General features: G+C 70.3%; 15 protein-coding genes. 6 read left to right on the top strand and 9 right to left on the bottom strand.

What is annotated here, in order from left to right:
• Positions 1-47: 47 nt before the first annotated feature.
• Together ACZ7M7_RS03280 and ACZ7M7_RS03275 are read left to right on the top strand one after the other, a co-directional pair.
• Positions 48-782, top strand: a complete 735-nt coding sequence (locus ACZ7M7_RS03280; RefSeq protein ID WP_369270717.1) for a class I SAM-dependent methyltransferase — start codon at positions 48-50, stop codon at positions 780-782.
• Positions 779-1,849, top strand: a complete 1,071-nt coding sequence (locus ACZ7M7_RS03275; protein WP_383595930.1) for a prenyltransferase/squalene oxidase repeat-containing protein — start codon at positions 779-781, stop codon at positions 1,847-1,849. Before ACZ7M7_RS03280 ends, ACZ7M7_RS03275 begins: the two co-directional genes overlap by 4 nt.
• An 8-nt stretch (positions 1,850-1,857) precedes the next feature.
• Here ACZ7M7_RS03275 and ACZ7M7_RS03270 read toward each other — a convergent pair whose 3' ends face one another.
• Positions 1,858-2,151 carry a hypothetical protein gene (locus ACZ7M7_RS03270; protein WP_328428111.1) on the bottom strand — a complete coding sequence of 98 codons (294 nt, stop codon included), beginning with the start codon at positions 2,149-2,151 and terminating at the stop codon, positions 1,858-1,860.
• Between the two features lie 172 nt (positions 2,152-2,323).
• Between ACZ7M7_RS03270 and ACZ7M7_RS03265 the strand changes: the two genes are divergently transcribed.
• From ACZ7M7_RS03265 to ACZ7M7_RS03255, 3 genes are read left to right on the top strand one after another with little or no spacing between them, the layout of a single operon-like run.
• Positions 2,324-3,544, top strand: coding sequence for a hypothetical protein (locus ACZ7M7_RS03265; protein ID WP_472112296.1), 1,221 nt, complete (start codon positions 2,324-2,326; stop codon positions 3,542-3,544).
• Positions 3,545-3,594: 50 nt separating this feature from the next.
• Complete coding sequence (locus tag ACZ7M7_RS03260) at positions 3,595-5,127, top strand: vWA domain-containing protein (RefSeq protein WP_472112293.1); 1,533 nt, start codon at positions 3,595-3,597, stop codon at positions 5,125-5,127.
• Entirely contained in the window at positions 5,114-5,857 is a 744-nt protein-coding gene (locus tag ACZ7M7_RS03255) for a hypothetical protein (protein ID WP_383595939.1), read from the top strand. The genes ACZ7M7_RS03260 and ACZ7M7_RS03255 overlap by 14 nt, the downstream gene beginning before the upstream one ends.
• Positions 5,858-5,874: 17 nt before the next feature.
• Here the strand turns inward: ACZ7M7_RS03255 and ACZ7M7_RS03250 are convergent, their stop codons facing one another.
• The 7 genes from ACZ7M7_RS03250 to ACZ7M7_RS03220 form a co-directional block, all read right to left on the bottom strand.
• Complete coding sequence (locus ACZ7M7_RS03250; protein ID WP_383595942.1) at positions 5,875-6,885, bottom strand: LLM class F420-dependent oxidoreductase; 1,011 nt, start codon at positions 6,883-6,885, stop codon at positions 5,875-5,877.
• Between the two features lie 103 nt (positions 6,886-6,988).
• The gene (locus tag ACZ7M7_RS03245; RefSeq protein WP_472112288.1) at positions 6,989-7,774 is read right to left on the bottom strand and encodes a hypothetical protein; all 786 of its coding nucleotides are present in this window, start codon (positions 7,772-7,774) and stop codon (positions 6,989-6,991) included.
• Between the two features lie 164 nt (positions 7,775-7,938).
• On the bottom strand, positions 7,939-8,883 hold the full coding sequence (locus ACZ7M7_RS03240) for an N-acetylmuramoyl-L-alanine amidase (protein WP_383595947.1): 945 nt from the start codon (positions 8,881-8,883) through the stop codon (positions 7,939-7,941).
• 63 nt (positions 8,884-8,946) lie between these two features.
• Positions 8,947-9,597, bottom strand: coding sequence for a class I SAM-dependent methyltransferase (locus ACZ7M7_RS03235; protein ID WP_472112284.1), 651 nt, complete (start codon positions 9,595-9,597; stop codon positions 8,947-8,949).
• A 99-nt stretch (positions 9,598-9,696) separates the two neighbouring features.
• Positions 9,697-10,857, bottom strand: a complete 1,161-nt coding sequence (locus tag ACZ7M7_RS03230; RefSeq protein ID WP_472112281.1) for a sialidase family protein — start codon at positions 10,855-10,857, stop codon at positions 9,697-9,699.
• Complete coding sequence (locus tag ACZ7M7_RS03225; protein WP_472112278.1) at positions 10,854-11,780, bottom strand: RICIN domain-containing protein; 927 nt, start codon at positions 11,778-11,780, stop codon at positions 10,854-10,856. The genes ACZ7M7_RS03230 and ACZ7M7_RS03225 overlap by 4 nt, the downstream gene beginning before the upstream one ends.
• A gap of 281 nt (positions 11,781-12,061) precedes the next feature.
• The gene (locus tag ACZ7M7_RS03220; protein WP_472112275.1) at positions 12,062-13,804 is read right to left on the bottom strand and encodes an MFS transporter; all 1,743 of its coding nucleotides are present in this window, start codon (positions 13,802-13,804) and stop codon (positions 12,062-12,064) included.
• A 188-nt stretch (positions 13,805-13,992) separates the two neighbouring features.
• On the opposite strand from ACZ7M7_RS03220, the gene ACZ7M7_RS03215 reads away from it, so the two are divergent.
• The gene (locus ACZ7M7_RS03215) at positions 13,993-15,414 is read left to right on the top strand and encodes an MFS transporter (protein ID WP_383624175.1); all 1,422 of its coding nucleotides are present in this window, start codon (positions 13,993-13,995) and stop codon (positions 15,412-15,414) included.
• 6 nt (positions 15,415-15,420) lie between these two features.
• Here the strand turns inward: ACZ7M7_RS03215 and ACZ7M7_RS03210 are convergent, their stop codons facing one another.
• Positions 15,421-16,053 (bottom strand): response regulator, encoded by a 633-nt coding sequence (locus tag ACZ7M7_RS03210; RefSeq protein ID WP_383597619.1) that lies wholly within the window; start codon positions 16,051-16,053, stop codon positions 15,421-15,423.
• Between the last annotated feature and the right edge of the window lie 214 nt (positions 16,054-16,267).

Below are 16,267 nucleotides of genomic sequence, written 5' to 3'. Positions count from 1 at the left end.
AGCTGCTCCCTCCACCCCCACCCTTCCGATCGCGAAAGCAGGGCCACGTGCTGACCGTCGACTTCTCCCGGTTCCCGCTCGCCCCGGGGGACCGTGTTCTGGATCTCGGCTGTGGTGCCGGCCGGCACGCGTTCGAGTGTTATCGGCGCGGTGCCCAGGTCGTGGCGCTGGACCAGAACGCCGAGGAAATCCGCGAGGTCGCCAAGTGGTTCGCGGCGATGGAGGAGGCGGGGGAGGCCCCCGAGGGTGCCACCGCCACGGCGATGGAGGGTGACGCGCTCGCGCTGCCGTTCCCCGACGAGTCCTTCGACGTCGTGATCATCTCCGAGGTCATGGAGCACATCCCGGACGACAAGGGCGTACTCGCCGAGATGGTGCGGGTGTTGAAGCCCGGCGGGCGGATCGCCATCACCGTGCCCCGCTACGGGCCCGAGAAGGTCTGCTGGACGCTCTCCGACGCGTACCACGAGGTCGAGGGCGGCCACATCCGCATCTACAAGGCGGACGAGCTGCTCGCAAAGATCCGCGAGGCCGGCCTGAAGCCGTACGGCACGCATCACGCGCACGCGCTGCACTCGCCGTACTGGTGGCTGAAGTGCGCGTTCGGCGTCGACAACGACAAGGCGCTGCCGGTGCGGGCGTACCACAAGCTGCTGGTCTGGGACATCATGAAGAAACCGCTGGCCACCCGGGTCGCCGAACAGGCACTGAACCCGCTCATCGGCAAGAGCTTCGTGGCGTACGCGACCAAGCCGCACCTCCCCCGGGTGGACGCCAAGTGACGACCCCCCGGACGGAACACCTCGTCCTGCCCGGGGTCCTCACCGCCGAGCAGGCCGCCGCGACCGTCGCAGGGATCCTCGCCGTACAGCGGGAGGACGGGGCGATCCCGTGGTTCCGCGGGCATCACCTCGACCCGTGGGACCACGTCGAGGCGGCGATGGCGCTGGACACGGCCGGCGAACACGCCGCCGCCGAGCGGGCGTACACCTGGCTGGCCACGCACCAGAACGAGGACGGCTCGTGGTACGCCGCTTACCAGGACGGGGCCCACGACGACGTCACCGACCCCGGGCGCGAGACCAACTTCGTCGCCTACATAGCGGTAGGCGTCTGGCACCACTACCTCTCCACCGGCGACGACACGTTCCTGGACGGGATGTGGCCGTCCGTCCACGCGGCCATCGAGTTCGTCCTGAAGCTCCAGCAGCCGGGCGGACAGATCGGCTGGCGGCGCGACGACGACGGCACGGCGACGGCGGACGCGCTGCTGACCGGTTCGTCGTCGATCCACCACGCGCTGCGGTGCGCACTCGCGATCGCCGAGCAGCGTGAGGAGCCGCAGCCGGACTGGGAGTTGGCGGCGGGTGCGCTACGGCACGCGATCCGTCGGCACCCGGAGCGGTTCCTCGACAAGAACCGGTACTCGATGGACTGGTACTACCCGGTGCTGGGCGGGGCGTTGACGGGCGCCGAGGCCAAGTCCCGCATGGAGGAAGGCTGGGACCGCTTCGTCGTGCCCGGGCTCGGCGTGCGGTGCGTCGTGCCCAACCCGTGGGTGACGGGCGGCGAGTCGGCCGAACTCGCCCTGGCCCTGTGGGCGATGGGCGAGTCCGACCGGGCGCTGGACATCCTCCAGTCGATCCAGCATCTGCGGGATCCGGAGAGCGGCCTGTACTGGACGGGCTACGTCTTCGAGGATGCCGCCATCTGGCCGCTCGAGCTCACCACTTGGACGGCGGGGTCGCTGTTGCTGGCCGTCGCCGCGCTGGGTGGGCATGACGCGACGTGCGCGGTGTTCGGTGGGGATCGCCTGCCGACGGGGCTGGACCCGGACTGCTGCGGCTGACGTCGGGGTCAGTGGCGGTGGACCCGGTTGGCGATGGCGTGGCCCACGAACAGGTACACGACCGCCGCCAGGCCGTACCCCGCCACGACCCTCGCCCACTCCTCGTCGAAGGTGAACAGGTCGTGCGACCAACCCGCCAGCCAGCGGGCCGCGTCATGGACGAACTGGACGAAGTCGTTCGCCCGGTTGGCGTCCAGCAGGTACATCAGAATCCACATGCCCAGGATGAGGGCCATGACGTCAGCGACGATCGCTATGGCCGTGCCGGCCTGGTTGGAACCGTTGCGATATCTGGGGGACATGCCCTGCGGGTAGCCCGGGATGCTTGACTGAAACCCCTGTCCGGAACTCGCGGTCGAAGAACCCGGCCGGAACCCGAACGGGTCCTCACGTTCAACCGCCGTTTCCCGCAAGGTCGTTCAACCGTCATCGCGATCACCGACGATCCTGCCCCAGCCACGGGGGGAGACGCAGGTGCCCGCGAACAGACCCGCTTCCGGAGAGCCCCGCTTAGCCGTCACCAGACCCCCGCGCGTCCGCCCCCGCCGCAGAGTCCTGGCGCTCGCGCTGCCCGTCCCGATCGTCGGCCTGATCCTCCTCATGGCCACCGGGAACCTGCTGTTACCGCTGCGGCAGGCCGTCACCATCGAGGCGAAGATGGCCTCCAAGCGGGACTTCTTCCAGGACCCCGAGGTCGAGCGGCTGTTGATGAAGCACGGATTCCGCGTGCACATCACGAGCATGGGCTCCCGCGAGATCGCCAACCAGGACTTCGACGGATACGACGTCGTCTTCCCCTCCGGCCAGCCCGCCGCCGATCTGATCAGCCGCGAGCGCGCCGAGGCGAACCGCCCGGTGCTGCTGTACCGCCCGTTCGTCAGCCCCATCGTGCTGGCCACGTACCGGAGTTACGCCGAGGCGCTCGTCGACGCGGACGTCGCCGAGGCGCAGCCGAACCCGGGCGGCCGACCGATGTACTACACGCTCGAAATGACCCCCTTCGTGAAACTCACCGAGGAGGGCAAGCGCTGGAGCGACATCGACATCGACCGGAAGGGAGTCCAGAACTCCAACAAGATCCTCGCCCAGACCTCCGACATCTGCGAGTCCAACTCCGCCGGCACCTACCTCGGCCTCGTCGCCTTCGTCGACAACCACAACGACGCCCCGGACGACGAGAAGGAGGCCGCCCGGGTCGCCCAGGAGATCAAGCCGCTCCTCGTCGAACAGGGTCTGCCGTCCTCCGAGCGGGCGGAAACGTATCTGTCCCCCGACGGGCAGAGCATCGCCCCGATCTCCGTGATCTACGAGCACCAGTTCCTCGCCCACCAGATCCGCCACCAGGCCGAGAAGGGCGCCCCGGACGACGAACGCGTCCTGCTCTACCCCTCCACGCGCTTCGTCACCGAACCCCAGCTCGTCGCCCTGACCGGCGACGGCGCCCGGCTCGGCGAACTCGTCAGCGAGGACCCCGAACTCCAGCACCGCGCCATGGAACTGGGCTTCCGCGCCCGCAACGGCAACAGCGGCGGCACGACCGGCGACGAACTCACCGAGTTCCTCACGCGGCGGCGCATCCCCGTGCCCACCACCTCGTCCGACGACACCCGGGCGGTGCTGCCCCCGCTGCCCCTCCTGGAACAGATGATCAAGGCCGTCGGCGACTGCCCGGACCGGAAAGGCGACGTCCAGTGAGGCGCGGGGCAGGCCCGTTGGTGCCCTGTCTGGCGCTCTGCCTGACCCTCATGGCCGCCGTACTCACCGCCTGCTCGGGCGACGACGGCGACGAGCCCGTCCGGCTGCGCGTACTCGCCAGTCCCGATCTGGCCGTACTCACCCCGCTCCTCGCCGAGTTGAAGGAGGAGACCGGCGTCGACCTCCGGCTGGACCTGCGGCCCGACGCCGAGACGAAGGCACCGGACCGTGACCGCCACGACCTCGCCTGGCTGTCCTCCGACCGCTATCTGCGGCTCACCGCCAGGAGCGCGGTCCAGGGATTGCAGCGCACGGCGACCATGACCTCCCCGGTCGTCGTCGGACTGCAGCCCGACGTGGCGCGCAGACTCCGCGCGGAGGTGCCCGGCGGCCGCCTCACCTGGGCGGACATCGCGGACGCCGCCGCCACCGGCACCGTCCGCTTCGGGATGGCGGACCCCCGGCAGTCCGCCAGCGGGCTCGCCGCCCTGGTCGGCGTCGCCACGGCCGCGGCCGGCACCGGCGGGGCACTGCGCCCCGGCGACGTCTCCTGCGACCGGCTGCGGGGCTTCCGCTCCGGCCAGACCCTCACCGCGGACACCTCGCCGGCCCTCATCGACACCTACGCCGACCACCAGGACGAGGCCAACGCCCTCATCACGTACGAGTCCGACCTGCTCGCCCTCAACGCCACCGACCGCCTCGACGACCGCCTGGAGGTCGTCCGCCCCGAGGACGGCATGGTCCTCGCGGACTTCCCCCTGCTCCTCCTCGACGCCTCGCACCGCGCCGCCTACGCGAAGGTCACCGAGTGGCTCCAGCGCGACTCGGTGCAGCAGGAGATCATGCGGCGCACCCTGCGCCGCCCCGTCAGCACCACCGTCACCCGCGACCCACAGCTGCGCGAGCCGGTCGGCAACGCGCTCTACTTCCCCGACCAACTCACGGTCATCCGAACCCTGTTGGCCGACTACGGCGACCCCAGCCGGCGCACCGCCGGTCAGGTCGTCTTCCTGCTCGACTTCTCCGGCTCGATGCGCGGCGACCGGATGGCCGCACTCCGCAAGGCCTTCGCCGACCTGAGCGGCGCCGACGCCACGGCCTCCGGCAAGTTCACCCGCTTCTACCGGGGCGAGCGGCTGACGGTGGTCCGCTTCGGCGGCCGCGTCCTGGAGGAGAGGACGGTCACCGTCACCGGCCCGAAGGACCTGCGGACCCTGGCCGACACCGTCGCCCGCGGCGGCTACGGCGACTCCACGGCCGTATGGTCCGCCCTCGACCACGGCTACCGCACCGCGGCCCGCGAGCTGGCGGACGACCCCGACCGTGCCGTCTCACTCGTCCTCATGACGGACGGCGAGAACAACGCCGGCATCGCCTATACGGAGTTCGTACGCCGGCACAAAGCACTCCCGGCCCCTGTCCGCACGGGCGTCCACACCTACCCCGTCCACTTCGGCGACGCCGACGCGGCAGAACTGCGGCGCGCGGCGGCGCAGACGGGCGGGCGGATGGTGGACTCCGCCGACTCCGCCCCTTCCTCCCTTTCCGAGGCGTTCAAGGAGATCCGTGGCTGTCACTGACGCACTGTGGTGGAGCATGTGGTGGCCGTGGATGGCTCTCTGGCTGGCGACGGCCGTCGGCGCGGTGGCGCTCGTGGCGGTCCTGGTACGCCAGTCCCGCGAGCGGCGCCGCCGGATGCGCCGGTGGCAGTCCGCGTACAGCATCTGCCTGTACCTGGACGAGCAGTCCGTCATGGACCTCTACGAGATCGGCAACTACCGGTCCGCGCTGGAGGAGGCCGTGGAGCTGCGGACCAAGGTCGACACCAGCGTCGGCCTCTGGACGCGCTTCCTGGCCTGGCTGTTCCGCGCCAAGCGGGATGTCAGCCAGGAGACGTTCCGCAAGTTCGTCCGCAAGGACAAGCCCATCAACGTGATCGGCATGCTCATCGACGCCTTCGAGCGCGCCGACGTCATCGTCCACGCCGACCTGCCCACGATGACCGTGGTCCCCAACCGCGTACTCGCCGACCGCCTCGGCGACGATCGCGAAGTCTCCCTGAGCCGCATCGGGGAGTTCGTCTCGGTGCGAGCGGAGTTCACGCGCGTACCGGACGTGCCGGAGGGCTTCGTCCTGCGCGCCGAGTACGGCGACGAGCAACCGCCCGTCTACATGCGCGTCGTGGCCTCCGGCAACGCCCGCCGCTCCATCCCCGCCGGCACGTTCACGGCCCGCTGCCTCGGCAAGATGACGGGCTGGCGCGAGGACACCCGGGAGGCGACGCTGGAGGCGCTGGCGATCTTCTGGTGACCCGTCCCGCGTCCGGGTCAGGAGTTGAGCTCGGCGAGCACCCGCAGCGTGTGCGGATCGGGGGAGAGGACGAGCAGATCGGTCACCGGCCCCTTGCGCCACAACTCCAGCCGCTCGGCGATGCGTTCACGGGGCCCGACGAGGGAGATCTCGTCGGCGAAGGCGTCGGGCACGGCGAGTACGGCCTCCTGCCGACGCCCGCCGAGGAACAGCTCCTGGATCCGCCGGGCCTCCTCCTCGTACCCCATCCGCGCCATGAGGTCGGCGTGGAAGTTCCGGACCGCGTGGCCCATACCGCCGATGTAGAAGCCGAGCATGGCCTTGACGGGGAGCAGACCTTCGGAGACGTCGTCGCAGACCTGCACGCGGGCCAGGGGAGCGACGAGGAAGCCGTCGGGAAGCTCGGAGACCGCCTCGCCGTACACGTCCGGCCTGCTCGGCGACCAGTACAACGGCAGCCAGCCGTCGGCAATGCGGACGGTCTGGGCGACGTTCTTCGGCCCCTCGGCGCCGAGGAGTACGGGCAGGTCCGGGCGCAGGGGATGGGTGATCGGCTTCAGCGCCTTGCCGATGCCGGTGGCGTCCGGACCGCGATACGGGTGGGAGTGAAAACGTCCGTCGAGCTCAACGGGCGCCTCACGCCGGAGAACTTGCCGTACGACGTCCACATACTCCCGCGTCGCGGTCAGCGGCGACTTCGGGAACGGCCGCCCGTACCACCCCTCCACCACCTGCGGCCCCGACAGCCCGAGCCCCAGCATCATGCGGCCGCCGGAGAGATGGTCGAGGGTGAGGGCGTGCATCGCGGTGGTCGTGGGGGAGCGGGCGGCCATCTGCGCAACGGCCGTACCGAGCTTGATCCTTGAGGTCTGCGCGGCGATCCAGGTCAGCGGCGTGAAGGCGTCGGAGCCCCACGACTCCGCGGTCCACACGGAGTCGTAGCCGAGCCGCTCGGCCTCCTGGGCGAGGGGTACGTGGTCCGCGGAGGGGCCGCGGCCCCAGTAACCGAGTGCGAGCCCGAGCCGCATGTCCGCCTCCTGACGGTACGTCAGATCTGCTTGCAGGCTTGCGACTGTACGACGACGGCCCCTCACCGGGAAGGGTGAGGGGCCGTACGGGACGGTCAGGGGCTCAGCCGCGCTGAATACCCGAGGTGTCCTGCAGCACGCCACGGCGGCCGTCCTGCGTCTGCGCGACCAGGGAGGCGCCGCGCTGCTCGACGGCCAGGTACCAGGTGCCCGGCGCGAGTTCGGCGATCGGGGTCGGCGAGCCGTCCTCCGCGAACAGGGGGCGCGCCACGGGCACGGCGAACCAGAACGGGGAGAAGTCCCCGGCAGGCGCCGGCGCGGGAGCCTGCGGCTGCCCACCCCCGAAAGGCTGCCCGGCCTGCGGCTGCCCACCGTACGGCTGCTGCGGCTGCTGGGCCCCGGGGTAGCCGTAACCACCCTGCGGCTGACCGCCGTAGGGCTGGGGGGCGGCGGGGCGGGGTGCCGGAAGCAGGGCGGCCTGGAGGGCGGGGACGAGGGGGGTGGCGATGGCGCCGGCCGCAAGGATCAGGGCGGCGAGGAAGCCGAGGATGAGGCCGGCGCCGGCGTTGTTGGCGTCGATCAGGTTCCACAGCATGATCCATGCCGTCGCGAGGGCCAAGACGGTGCCGGCCGGTCCCAGCTCAAGACCCGCGACCTTACGAGGGGCAGGAAGCAGACGCGCGATCACGACGAGCGCACCACCGATCACGCCACCCATGTACACACCGAGGCCGAGCCCGATGCTGTCCCATGCGTTCGGGGTCTCGTACGAATCGCAGATGTTTCCCGGGGCGTCACAGCCGGACAGACCGAGGAACGACGCGATGAACAGCAATACCGCTGCTCCGATCACCACGCCGTCGCCTCGAGTGAGGGAGCGGATATTCACTTCAGGTCCTTCGTCAGTCGTCTCAACATCGGTATCGCTGGAGGCGTCGCTGTCACCATGTCGCCGTCAGGCCCCTGAGTGAAGCGCGGGGGTGGCCCCTCATCGTAGGAATGACCTTATCGTCCGACCGACGAGGGTGTCCGCCGGGATCGACCGGTGGACCATTACCCGCGCAGGAAACTCACGATTCCCTCAGAGATTCCTTGCGCCGCCTTCTGTCGCCACGCGTCGCTGGTGAGCAACGCCGCGTCCTTGGTATCGCGCATGTTGCCGCACTCGATGAACACCTTGGGAACCGTTGACAGATTGAGACCGCCGAGGTCCTTACGCGTGACGAGGCCGGTGCCTTCGCCGATGTAGTTGGAGGGGGCGTTGCCCGTGACGCGGACGAAGGAGCCGGCGATGCGTTCGCCGAGGGCGCGGGAGGGGGCGACGATGGGGCCCGTGTCGGCGGCGCCCGCGTCGACCTTGCCGGGGAGGATGACGTGGAACCCGCGCTGCCCGGCGCCGGCGCCGTCCGCGTGGATGGAGACGACGGCGTCGGCGTCCGCCTTGTTGCCGATCTCGGCGCGCTCGTCGACGCAGGGCCCCCACGACCGGTCGCCGTCCTGCGTGAACTTGACCGTGGCGCCCTGCTTCTGAAGCAGCGTGCGCATGCGGTGGGCGACGTCCAGGGTGAACTTGGCTTCGGTGTAGCCGTCGTTGGTGGATGTACCCGTGGTGTCGCACTCCTTCCAGTTCGTGCCGATATTCACCTTGCGGTTGATTTCGGCGGTGTGCTGGAAGTTGTTCGGGTTGTGGCCCGGGTCGATGACGACGACCTTGCCCTGGAGGGGGCCGGAGGCGGACGTGGAGTCCGCGGTGGGGGTCGGGCCCGGCGGCTTGTCGTCGTTCGTGGCGGAGACCGTCGGCGCCGCGTCCGACGCGGGCGACGACGGCCGTACGGCAGCGGTGCCGGAGCCGTCCCCGTTGCCGGGGCCGCCCACGGCCTCGTACATCACCCATCCGAGCAGGGCCCCCGGCACCAACGCGGCGACCGCGACGGTCAGGGTTCGGCGGCGGTTGCGGCGGGGCTGGGGAGGATCGAAGTCCGGACCTACGTACGACACGCCTGACACCTTACGGGCCGAACATGTCCTGCACCGGGAGGCACGGTCGAGCGGCGTCAGGGATCAGACGCCCGCGCCCGTCCGCTTCAGCACCCGCAGCGACTCCGTCACGGACACCTCCGCGAACGCCCCGGACTCCAGCGCCCGCAGGTACACCCGGTACGGCGCCTGCCCGGTGAACTCGTCCTCCGGGTCAGGGAACACGTCGTGGATGACCAGCAGGCCGCCCTCGGCGACATGCGGGGCCCAGCCCTCGTAGTCGGCGGTGGCGTGCTCGTCGGTGTGGCCGCCGTCGATGAAGGCGAGGCCGAGGGGGGAGTTCCAGATCTTCGCGACCTGCGGGGAGCGGCCGACGAGGGCGACCACGTGTTCCTCCAGGCCGGCCCGGCGCAGGGTCCTGCGGAACGTCGGCAGCGTGTCCATCAGGCCGATCTCGGGGTCGACCGTCTCCGGGTCGTGGTACTCCCAGCCCGGCTGCTGCTCCTCGCTGCCGCGGTGGTGGTCGACCGTGAGGGCCGTCACACCTGCCTCACGGGCTGCGTCGGCGAGCAGGATCGTGGAGCGGCCGCAGTAGGTGCCGACCTCCAGGAGGGGGAGGCCGAGCCGTCCGGCCTCCATGGCAGCCGCATAGAGCGCGAGCCCCTCGCCCGCGGGCATGAAGCCCTTCGCCGCCTCGAACGCGGCCAGGATCTCGGGCTTGGGGGCCGGTGTCATGTGCAGGGGCCTTCCGGTCGTGCGTGCGTCTGGGCGGCCCATGCTGCCGTACCCCCTGGTCGGCGGGCGACAGGGGGTACGGCGGTGTGGCGGGGTGGATCAGGGGGCGTCGGAAATGTCGAGCCTGTTCGTCTTGATCTGGGTGGTGTCGAACTCCCAGACGACCCAGAACTTGCCCGGGGCGTACTCGTCGGCCATGGGGTAGTTGTCCCAGCCTTCGCCGTCGGGCTGAATCGTGGGGTCCCCGCCGTTGGCGAAGAATTTGGCGTTGCTCCAGTCCCCGCCGGGGCGTCTGGTCTTGTAGTTCAGGATGTCACGCTTGTGTATGCCCTCACCGGTGTTGTAGATGTACAGGTACTGGCCGCTGCTGTCGCTGGTGAAGTAGGTCCTGGCGATGTTGTCGCTCGGCAGGTTGTTGTCCACGGTGAATCCCTCTTGGCCCCAGGTCTGACCGCCGTCGAAGCTCTGGGTCACCGCGGAGCCGGGCCTTTTGGCGCGGGCCACCATGATCAGTGAGTTCTTGGCGGGCTGGCCCTCCTTTCGCGCCTGCGAGAAGGCGATCTGGTTCTCTCCCGCAGTGAGTTCGCTTCCGCTGAGGTGGCCGCCGAGCTCCCAGTTCTGCAGGTCGTCGGAGATCAGCACCCCGTTCTCCCGCCCCGACGACCAGTAAGGCATGACGTAATCCCCGTTGTCCCGCTGGAGCGGGCGGCCGGAGAGGACGAGGTTGTTCTTGGCCGGCAGGCTGAGGGGTGCGTCCTGCCAGCTGTGGCCCTCGTCCGTGCTGCGCTTGAGGACGGTGCCGCTGATCGGAAGGCCGTTGTGGTTGATCCCGTCGCTCGCGTCGCCGTCCTTGCCGTCACCCTCATTATCTGCTATCGGGGTGCGCCCGAGGTAGGCGTACAGCGTGCTGCCCGCCTTGTAGAGGATGACGTAGTGCCAGGCGTGGTTACTGGTCTCCTGGGCCAGCATCCGAGGACGACTCCAGGTGGCTCCGCCGTCGGTCGTGTACGAGTACCGCACGTAGCCCATGTCCACGTTGCCGGGCCGGAGGCCTTCACGCCAGACCACGACCGCGCTGTTCGCGCTCGTGCTGATGATGTCGGGGGTACGAGTGCCGTCGCCGTCGCCCACGCGGTTCTCGTAGACGATCGACTCGCCCGAGATGCCCTCGGCGGAGGCCGGCCCCGGCAGGAGCAGGCCGGACAGGATCGTGAGAACGAGTGCGGTCAGGAGGACGGGCCAGGCCCGTCTGCGGGTCACCACATCCATTGCTGGCTCACGCTGGTCGAGCAGGGCCACTGAATGGCCTCCGTTCCGGCCGTCGGGCTGGTGCTGGGGATCGCGAGACACAGCCCGCTGTTCTTGTTCTGGAACCGGTCGAGGCTGATGCGGGCCCAGACCTGCTCGTCGCCGCCGCCGCACGGCCATTGGACGACCTTGGCGCCGTTCTGCGTACTCGCGCCCGCGAGGGCCAGGCACTTGCCGTTCACCTTGTTGACGACCCGGAAGCCCCCGGACACCGACTGGAGCGCCCAGTAGTTGCTGTCGCTGTTGCTGCACGCCCACTGGATCAACGCGATGCCGTTGTCGTAGCTGGAGCCGGGGTTGGCCAGGCACTTGCCGGTGCCCATGTTGTAGAGACGGGCGTAGGTGGAGGTGTCCTCGGACCACACCCAGCGCTGGTCCAGGTTCGTCGAGCAGGTCCACTGGACGATCGCGGCGCCGTTGGCGGTGCTGGAGTTGGGGACCGCCAGGCACTTGTCACTGTTCAGGTTCCGCAGCCGGTTCCAGCTGTCGTGGACCCAGACCTGCTCGTTGCCGGTGGCGTCGCAGGGCCACTGGATGGCCTGTGTGCCGTCGGCAACACTGGAGTTGGGCATGGCCAGGCACTTCTGGCTGTGGCGGTTGCGGACGAGGTAACGGTCTCCGTTTCCGCCCGCCACCTTGGTGAACGTCCAGTCCTGGTCGGAGTTGTCGCTACAGGTCCACTGGACCAGGCCGGTGCCGTCCGCCGTGCTGTTGTTGGGCACGGCCAGGCATCTTCCCGCGTTGAGGTTGCGGAGGTTTCTCCAGTCGTCCTCCGCCTTCGCCGGGGTGGACGAGGCGAGTGTGTACACCAGCGTGGCGGCGATCGAGCACAACACCGTGGCCACGACGGCCAGTACGCGCGTTGATTTTTTCATAGACATGACACCGAGCCATCTCTCCTTTTCCGTTGCCGCATGGCTGTCAGGACGAATCTCCGTACACATGACGGATCTTGGGTGTTGTTGTGCGCATGCGGCCACCGAGTGACAAGCCGATGCGGACGGGGTGACGCGGCGGGGAACGGTTGGCCACGGGCGCGCAGCGTGGCGGCAAACATTCCCACAGGTGTTCGACGGCCCCCGGCATGCAAAGACGCCGTACCCCCTGCCAGTTGGCGGCAAGGGGTACGGCGTCGAGCGGCGAGAAGCGCGGCGGGCTACGCCGAGACCGTCTCTCCCGGCAGCGCCAGGTCCAGATCCACCGCGCTGTCGTCGCCCGCATGCGTCGCCGACGAGGCGAGCGGGGCGTGGCCGTCGGCCCGGGCGGCCAGGACGTAGGGGCCCTGAGCGGGGACGGTGAGGGCGTAGGTGCCGTCGTCCGCGGAGAGGGTCGCGCCTGCCTGGCGGCCCCGGCGGTCGATCAGGGTCACCTTGGCGCGGGCCACCGGGGTGCCATCGGCGTCCAGGACGCGGCCGCGGAAACCGCGCAGGGCTTCCTCGGCGCGTTCCAGGTTGGCGTCCTCCTCGCTGCTGGCGCGCAGCTGCGGGTGGGCGGCGGCCGGGCGCTGCTTCGGGAGGAAGAGGGCCAGCAGGAGGCCGACGGCGACGGCGGCGGTCGCGATCAGGAAGGAGACGCGGAAGCCGTGCATGGTCGGGATCTCGATGCCGCCCACGTTGTTCGCGGTGTTGGCCAGCACCATGCCGATGACGGCGCTGGAGACCGACGTACCGATGGAACGCATCAGCGTGTTGAGGCCGTTCGCCGCGCCCGTCTCCGAGGCCGGGACCGCGCCGATGATCAGGGCGGGGAGGGAGGAGTAGGCGAGGCCGATGCCCGCGCCGAGGATCACCGCGATGACGAGGCTCTGCCAGGGGGCGCTCATCAGGCCGAGGCCGGCGCCGTAGCCGATGGCGATGATCAGCATGCCGAGGATCAGAGTGGTCTTGGGACCGTACTTCGCCGAGAGGCGGGCGTAGACCGGCGCCGTGAACATCATCGTCAGGCCCAGCGGGGCCACCAGCAGACCCGCGACGACCATGGACTGGCCGAGGCCGTAGCCGGTCTCCTTCGGCAGCTGGAGCAGCTGGGGGAGGACCAGGGAGACGACGTAGAAGCTGACGCCGACCATGATCGAGGCGAGGTTGGTGAAGAGGACGGCCGGGCGGGCCGTGGTGCGCAGGTCGACCAGCGGGGCCTTCGTGCGCAGTTCGTAGACACCCCAGAGCAGGAGGACGGCGGCCGAGGCGCCGAACATGCCGAGCGTGGTGGCGGACGTCCAGCCCCAGTCGCTGCCCTTGGTGATGGGGAGGAGGAAGAGGACGAGACCCACGGAGAGGCCGAGGGCGCCGGGATAGTCGAAGGAGCCCTCCGCGCGGAGCTTGGACTCCGGTACGACGATGAGGGTGAGGACGATGGCGAGGACGCCGAGGCCGGCGGCGCCGTAGAAGAGGGCGTGCCAGTTCGCGTGCTGGGCGACCAGGGCCGCGGCGGGCAGCGCGAGACCGCCGCCGACGCCGATCGAGGAGCTCATCAGGGCCATGGCCGAGCCGAGCTTCTCGCGGGGCAGCATGTCGCGCATCAGGCCGATGCCGAGCGGGATCGCGCCCATCGCGAAGCCCTGCAGGGTGCGTCCGACGATCATGGGGAGGAGGGTGCTGGTGAACGCGCTGATCAGTGCGCCGACCACCATCACGGACAGGCTGGCTATGAGCATGCGCCGCTTGCCGTAGAGGTCACCGAGGCGGCCCATGATCGGCGTGGCGACGGCGCCCGAGAGGAGCGTCGAGGTCAGGACCCAGGTGGCGTTGCTGGGCGCGGTGCTCAGCAGCTGCGGCAGGTCCTTGATGACGGGGACGAGCAGGGTCTGCATCACCGCGACAACGATGCCCGCGAAGGCGAGGACCGGGACGAGAGGGCCGGTCGCTCCGCCGGTGGGCTTTTCGGTCGTCGTTTGTGTCATGTGTATCCCGAACTCCGTGTGCCTGGGCAACTATTCCGATGCTTTGGGTCACTAACGAAATCTTGACCTTCTCTTGGGGAACGGGGGCGGTAGCCGGTGTGCGCGGCGGAGGGCCTAGGCCGCCCAGGTCGTTGGCCTAGGGCGAATTCCCGATGCCAGGAGCGTTGGTCGTTGAGAGCATGACAGGCATGCTCGAAGCCGCCGACGTCACCCGTGCCCCCCGCCGTACCGCGCCGCCCACCTGGCTGGTGGTGGCGCTCGCCTGCGCGGGGCAGTTCCTGGTCGTGCTCGACGTGTCCGTCGTGAACGTGGCGCTGCCCTCGATGCGGACCGACCTGGGGATGAGCGCCCAGGGACTGCAGTGGGTGGTGAACGCGTACGCCATCGCCTTCGCGGGGTTCATGCTGCTCGGCGGACGGGCCGGGGACCTGTACGGCCGTAAGCGGATGTTCCTCGTCGGCCTCGGCGTGTTCACCCTCGCCTCGCTGGCCGGCGGGCTGGCCCAGCAGGAGTGGCAGCTGCTGGCCGCGCGGGCCGTGCAGGGGCTGGGCGCGGCGGTGCTGGCGCCCTCGACGCTGACGATCCTCACGGCGGCGGTGCCGGAGGGGGCGGCCCGGGCGCGGGCCATAGGCACGTGGACCGCCGTCGGAGCAGGCGGTGGTGCGGCGGGCGGACTCGTCGGCGGGCTGCTGGTGGAAGCACTGTCGTGGCGCTGGGTCCTGCTGATCAACGTGCCGGTGGGCGCGGTCGTGCTGGCCGGTTCCGTGCTGTGGCTCGCGGAGAGCCGGGCCGGGGACCGGCGGCGGCTGGATCTGCCGGGGGCGGTGCTGGTGACGGCGGGGCTGGCGACGCTGGCGTACGGCATCTCGCAGACGGAGGCCTCCGGCTGGACGGCGGCGGCCACGGTCCTGCCCCTGCTCGCCGGGCTCGCCCTGATCGGCGTCTTCCTCGTCGTGGAGTCGCGTACGGCGGCGCCGCTGATGCCGCTCGGGCTGCTGCGGGTGCGGGCGGTGTCGTCGGCGAACGTGGCGATGTTCCTGTGCGGGTCGGCGATGTTCTGCATGTGGTACTTCATGACGCTGTACGCGCAGAACGTGCTCGGCTACAAGCCGCTGGAAGCCGGCCTGGCGCTGGTGCCGAGCTCGCTGGCCGTGATCCTCGGCTCCAAGCTGGCGCCGCTGCTCATGCGGTGGTTCGGCCCGCGCACCGTCGCGGCCGGCGGCACGCTCGTGGCGGTCGTCGGCTTCGGCTGGCAGTCGACGCTGAGCGTGGACGGCGCGTACCTGACCTCGATCATGGTGCCGGGCATCCTGATGATGCTCGGCGCGGGCCTGGCGGCGACACCCCTCGCGGCACTGGCCACGTCCGGCGCCGAGCCGGGGGAGGCCGGCCTGGTCTCGGGTCTGGTCAACACCTCCCGCACGATGGGCGGTTCACTGGGCCTCGCGGTCCTGTCGACCCTGGCGGCGGCCCGCTCGGGCGGCAGCGATACGCCGGCGGCGCTGACGGAGGGGTACGCGCTGGCGTTCCGGACGGGGGCGGGGGTGCTGGCCGGGGGAGTGGTGCTGATGGTGGTCTGGTTGCCGCGGAGGGGCGGCGGGCAGACCTGAACGGCCCTACAACCACCCCTGCTGCCGAGCCTCCCGCAACGCCTCCATCCGGTTGCGCGCACCCGTCTTGCCGATCGCGGAGGACAGGTAGTTGCGGACCGTCGACTCGGAGAGGTGGAGCCGGGTCGCGATGTCGGCGACCGTGGCGCCGTCCGTCGAGGCGTTGAGGACGTCGCGTTCGCGGGCGGTGAGGGGGTTGGGGCCGGCGCTCAGGGCGGCCGCGGCGAGGGCCGGGTCGATCACCGTCTCGCCGGTCAGTACGCGGCGGACGGCGGCCGCCAGTTCCTCCACGGGGCCGTCCTTGACCAGGAAGCCTGCGGCGCCCGCCTCCATGGCCCGGCGCAGGTAGCCGGGGCGGCCGAAGGTCGTCAGGATCAGCACCCGGCAGTCGGGGACCTGGTCGCGCAGCTCGGCCGCGGCGTCCAGCCCGCTGCGGCCCGGGAGTTCGATGTCGAGGAGGGCCACGTCCGGGCGGTGGGTGAGGGCGGCGTCCACGATCACGTCCCCGGTCCCCACCTGCGCGACGACCTCGATGTCCGGCTCCATCCCGAGCAGTAAAGCGAGCGCCCCACGCATCATGCCCTGGTCCTCCGCGAGCAGCACCCGGATGGACTTGGCGGGCCGGTGATCCCGCGGCATCTCGTTCACGGGCCAAGAGTAGGGCGCACGGGGCTCGCCGGACCGTGCCCGGTCAGCATGAAAGTGGCTGCCCCCGGCATGGAACGGGGGTGTGCCCCGGTGGTGAATCTGGCTCCGCGTGCTGTCCGCGGACTCGGCGACGGCATCCTGATCGGCGGTGCGGCGGTGCGGCGTCCTCCTCCTGCGGTGCCGGTCCGACTCCCCGCGGTCGCGT

Source organism: Streptomyces sp. NPDC111606, assembly GCF_055656945.1.
Note: the sequence above shows the minus strand (reverse complement) of the source record. Positions and strands in the feature narration are given on the sequence as shown.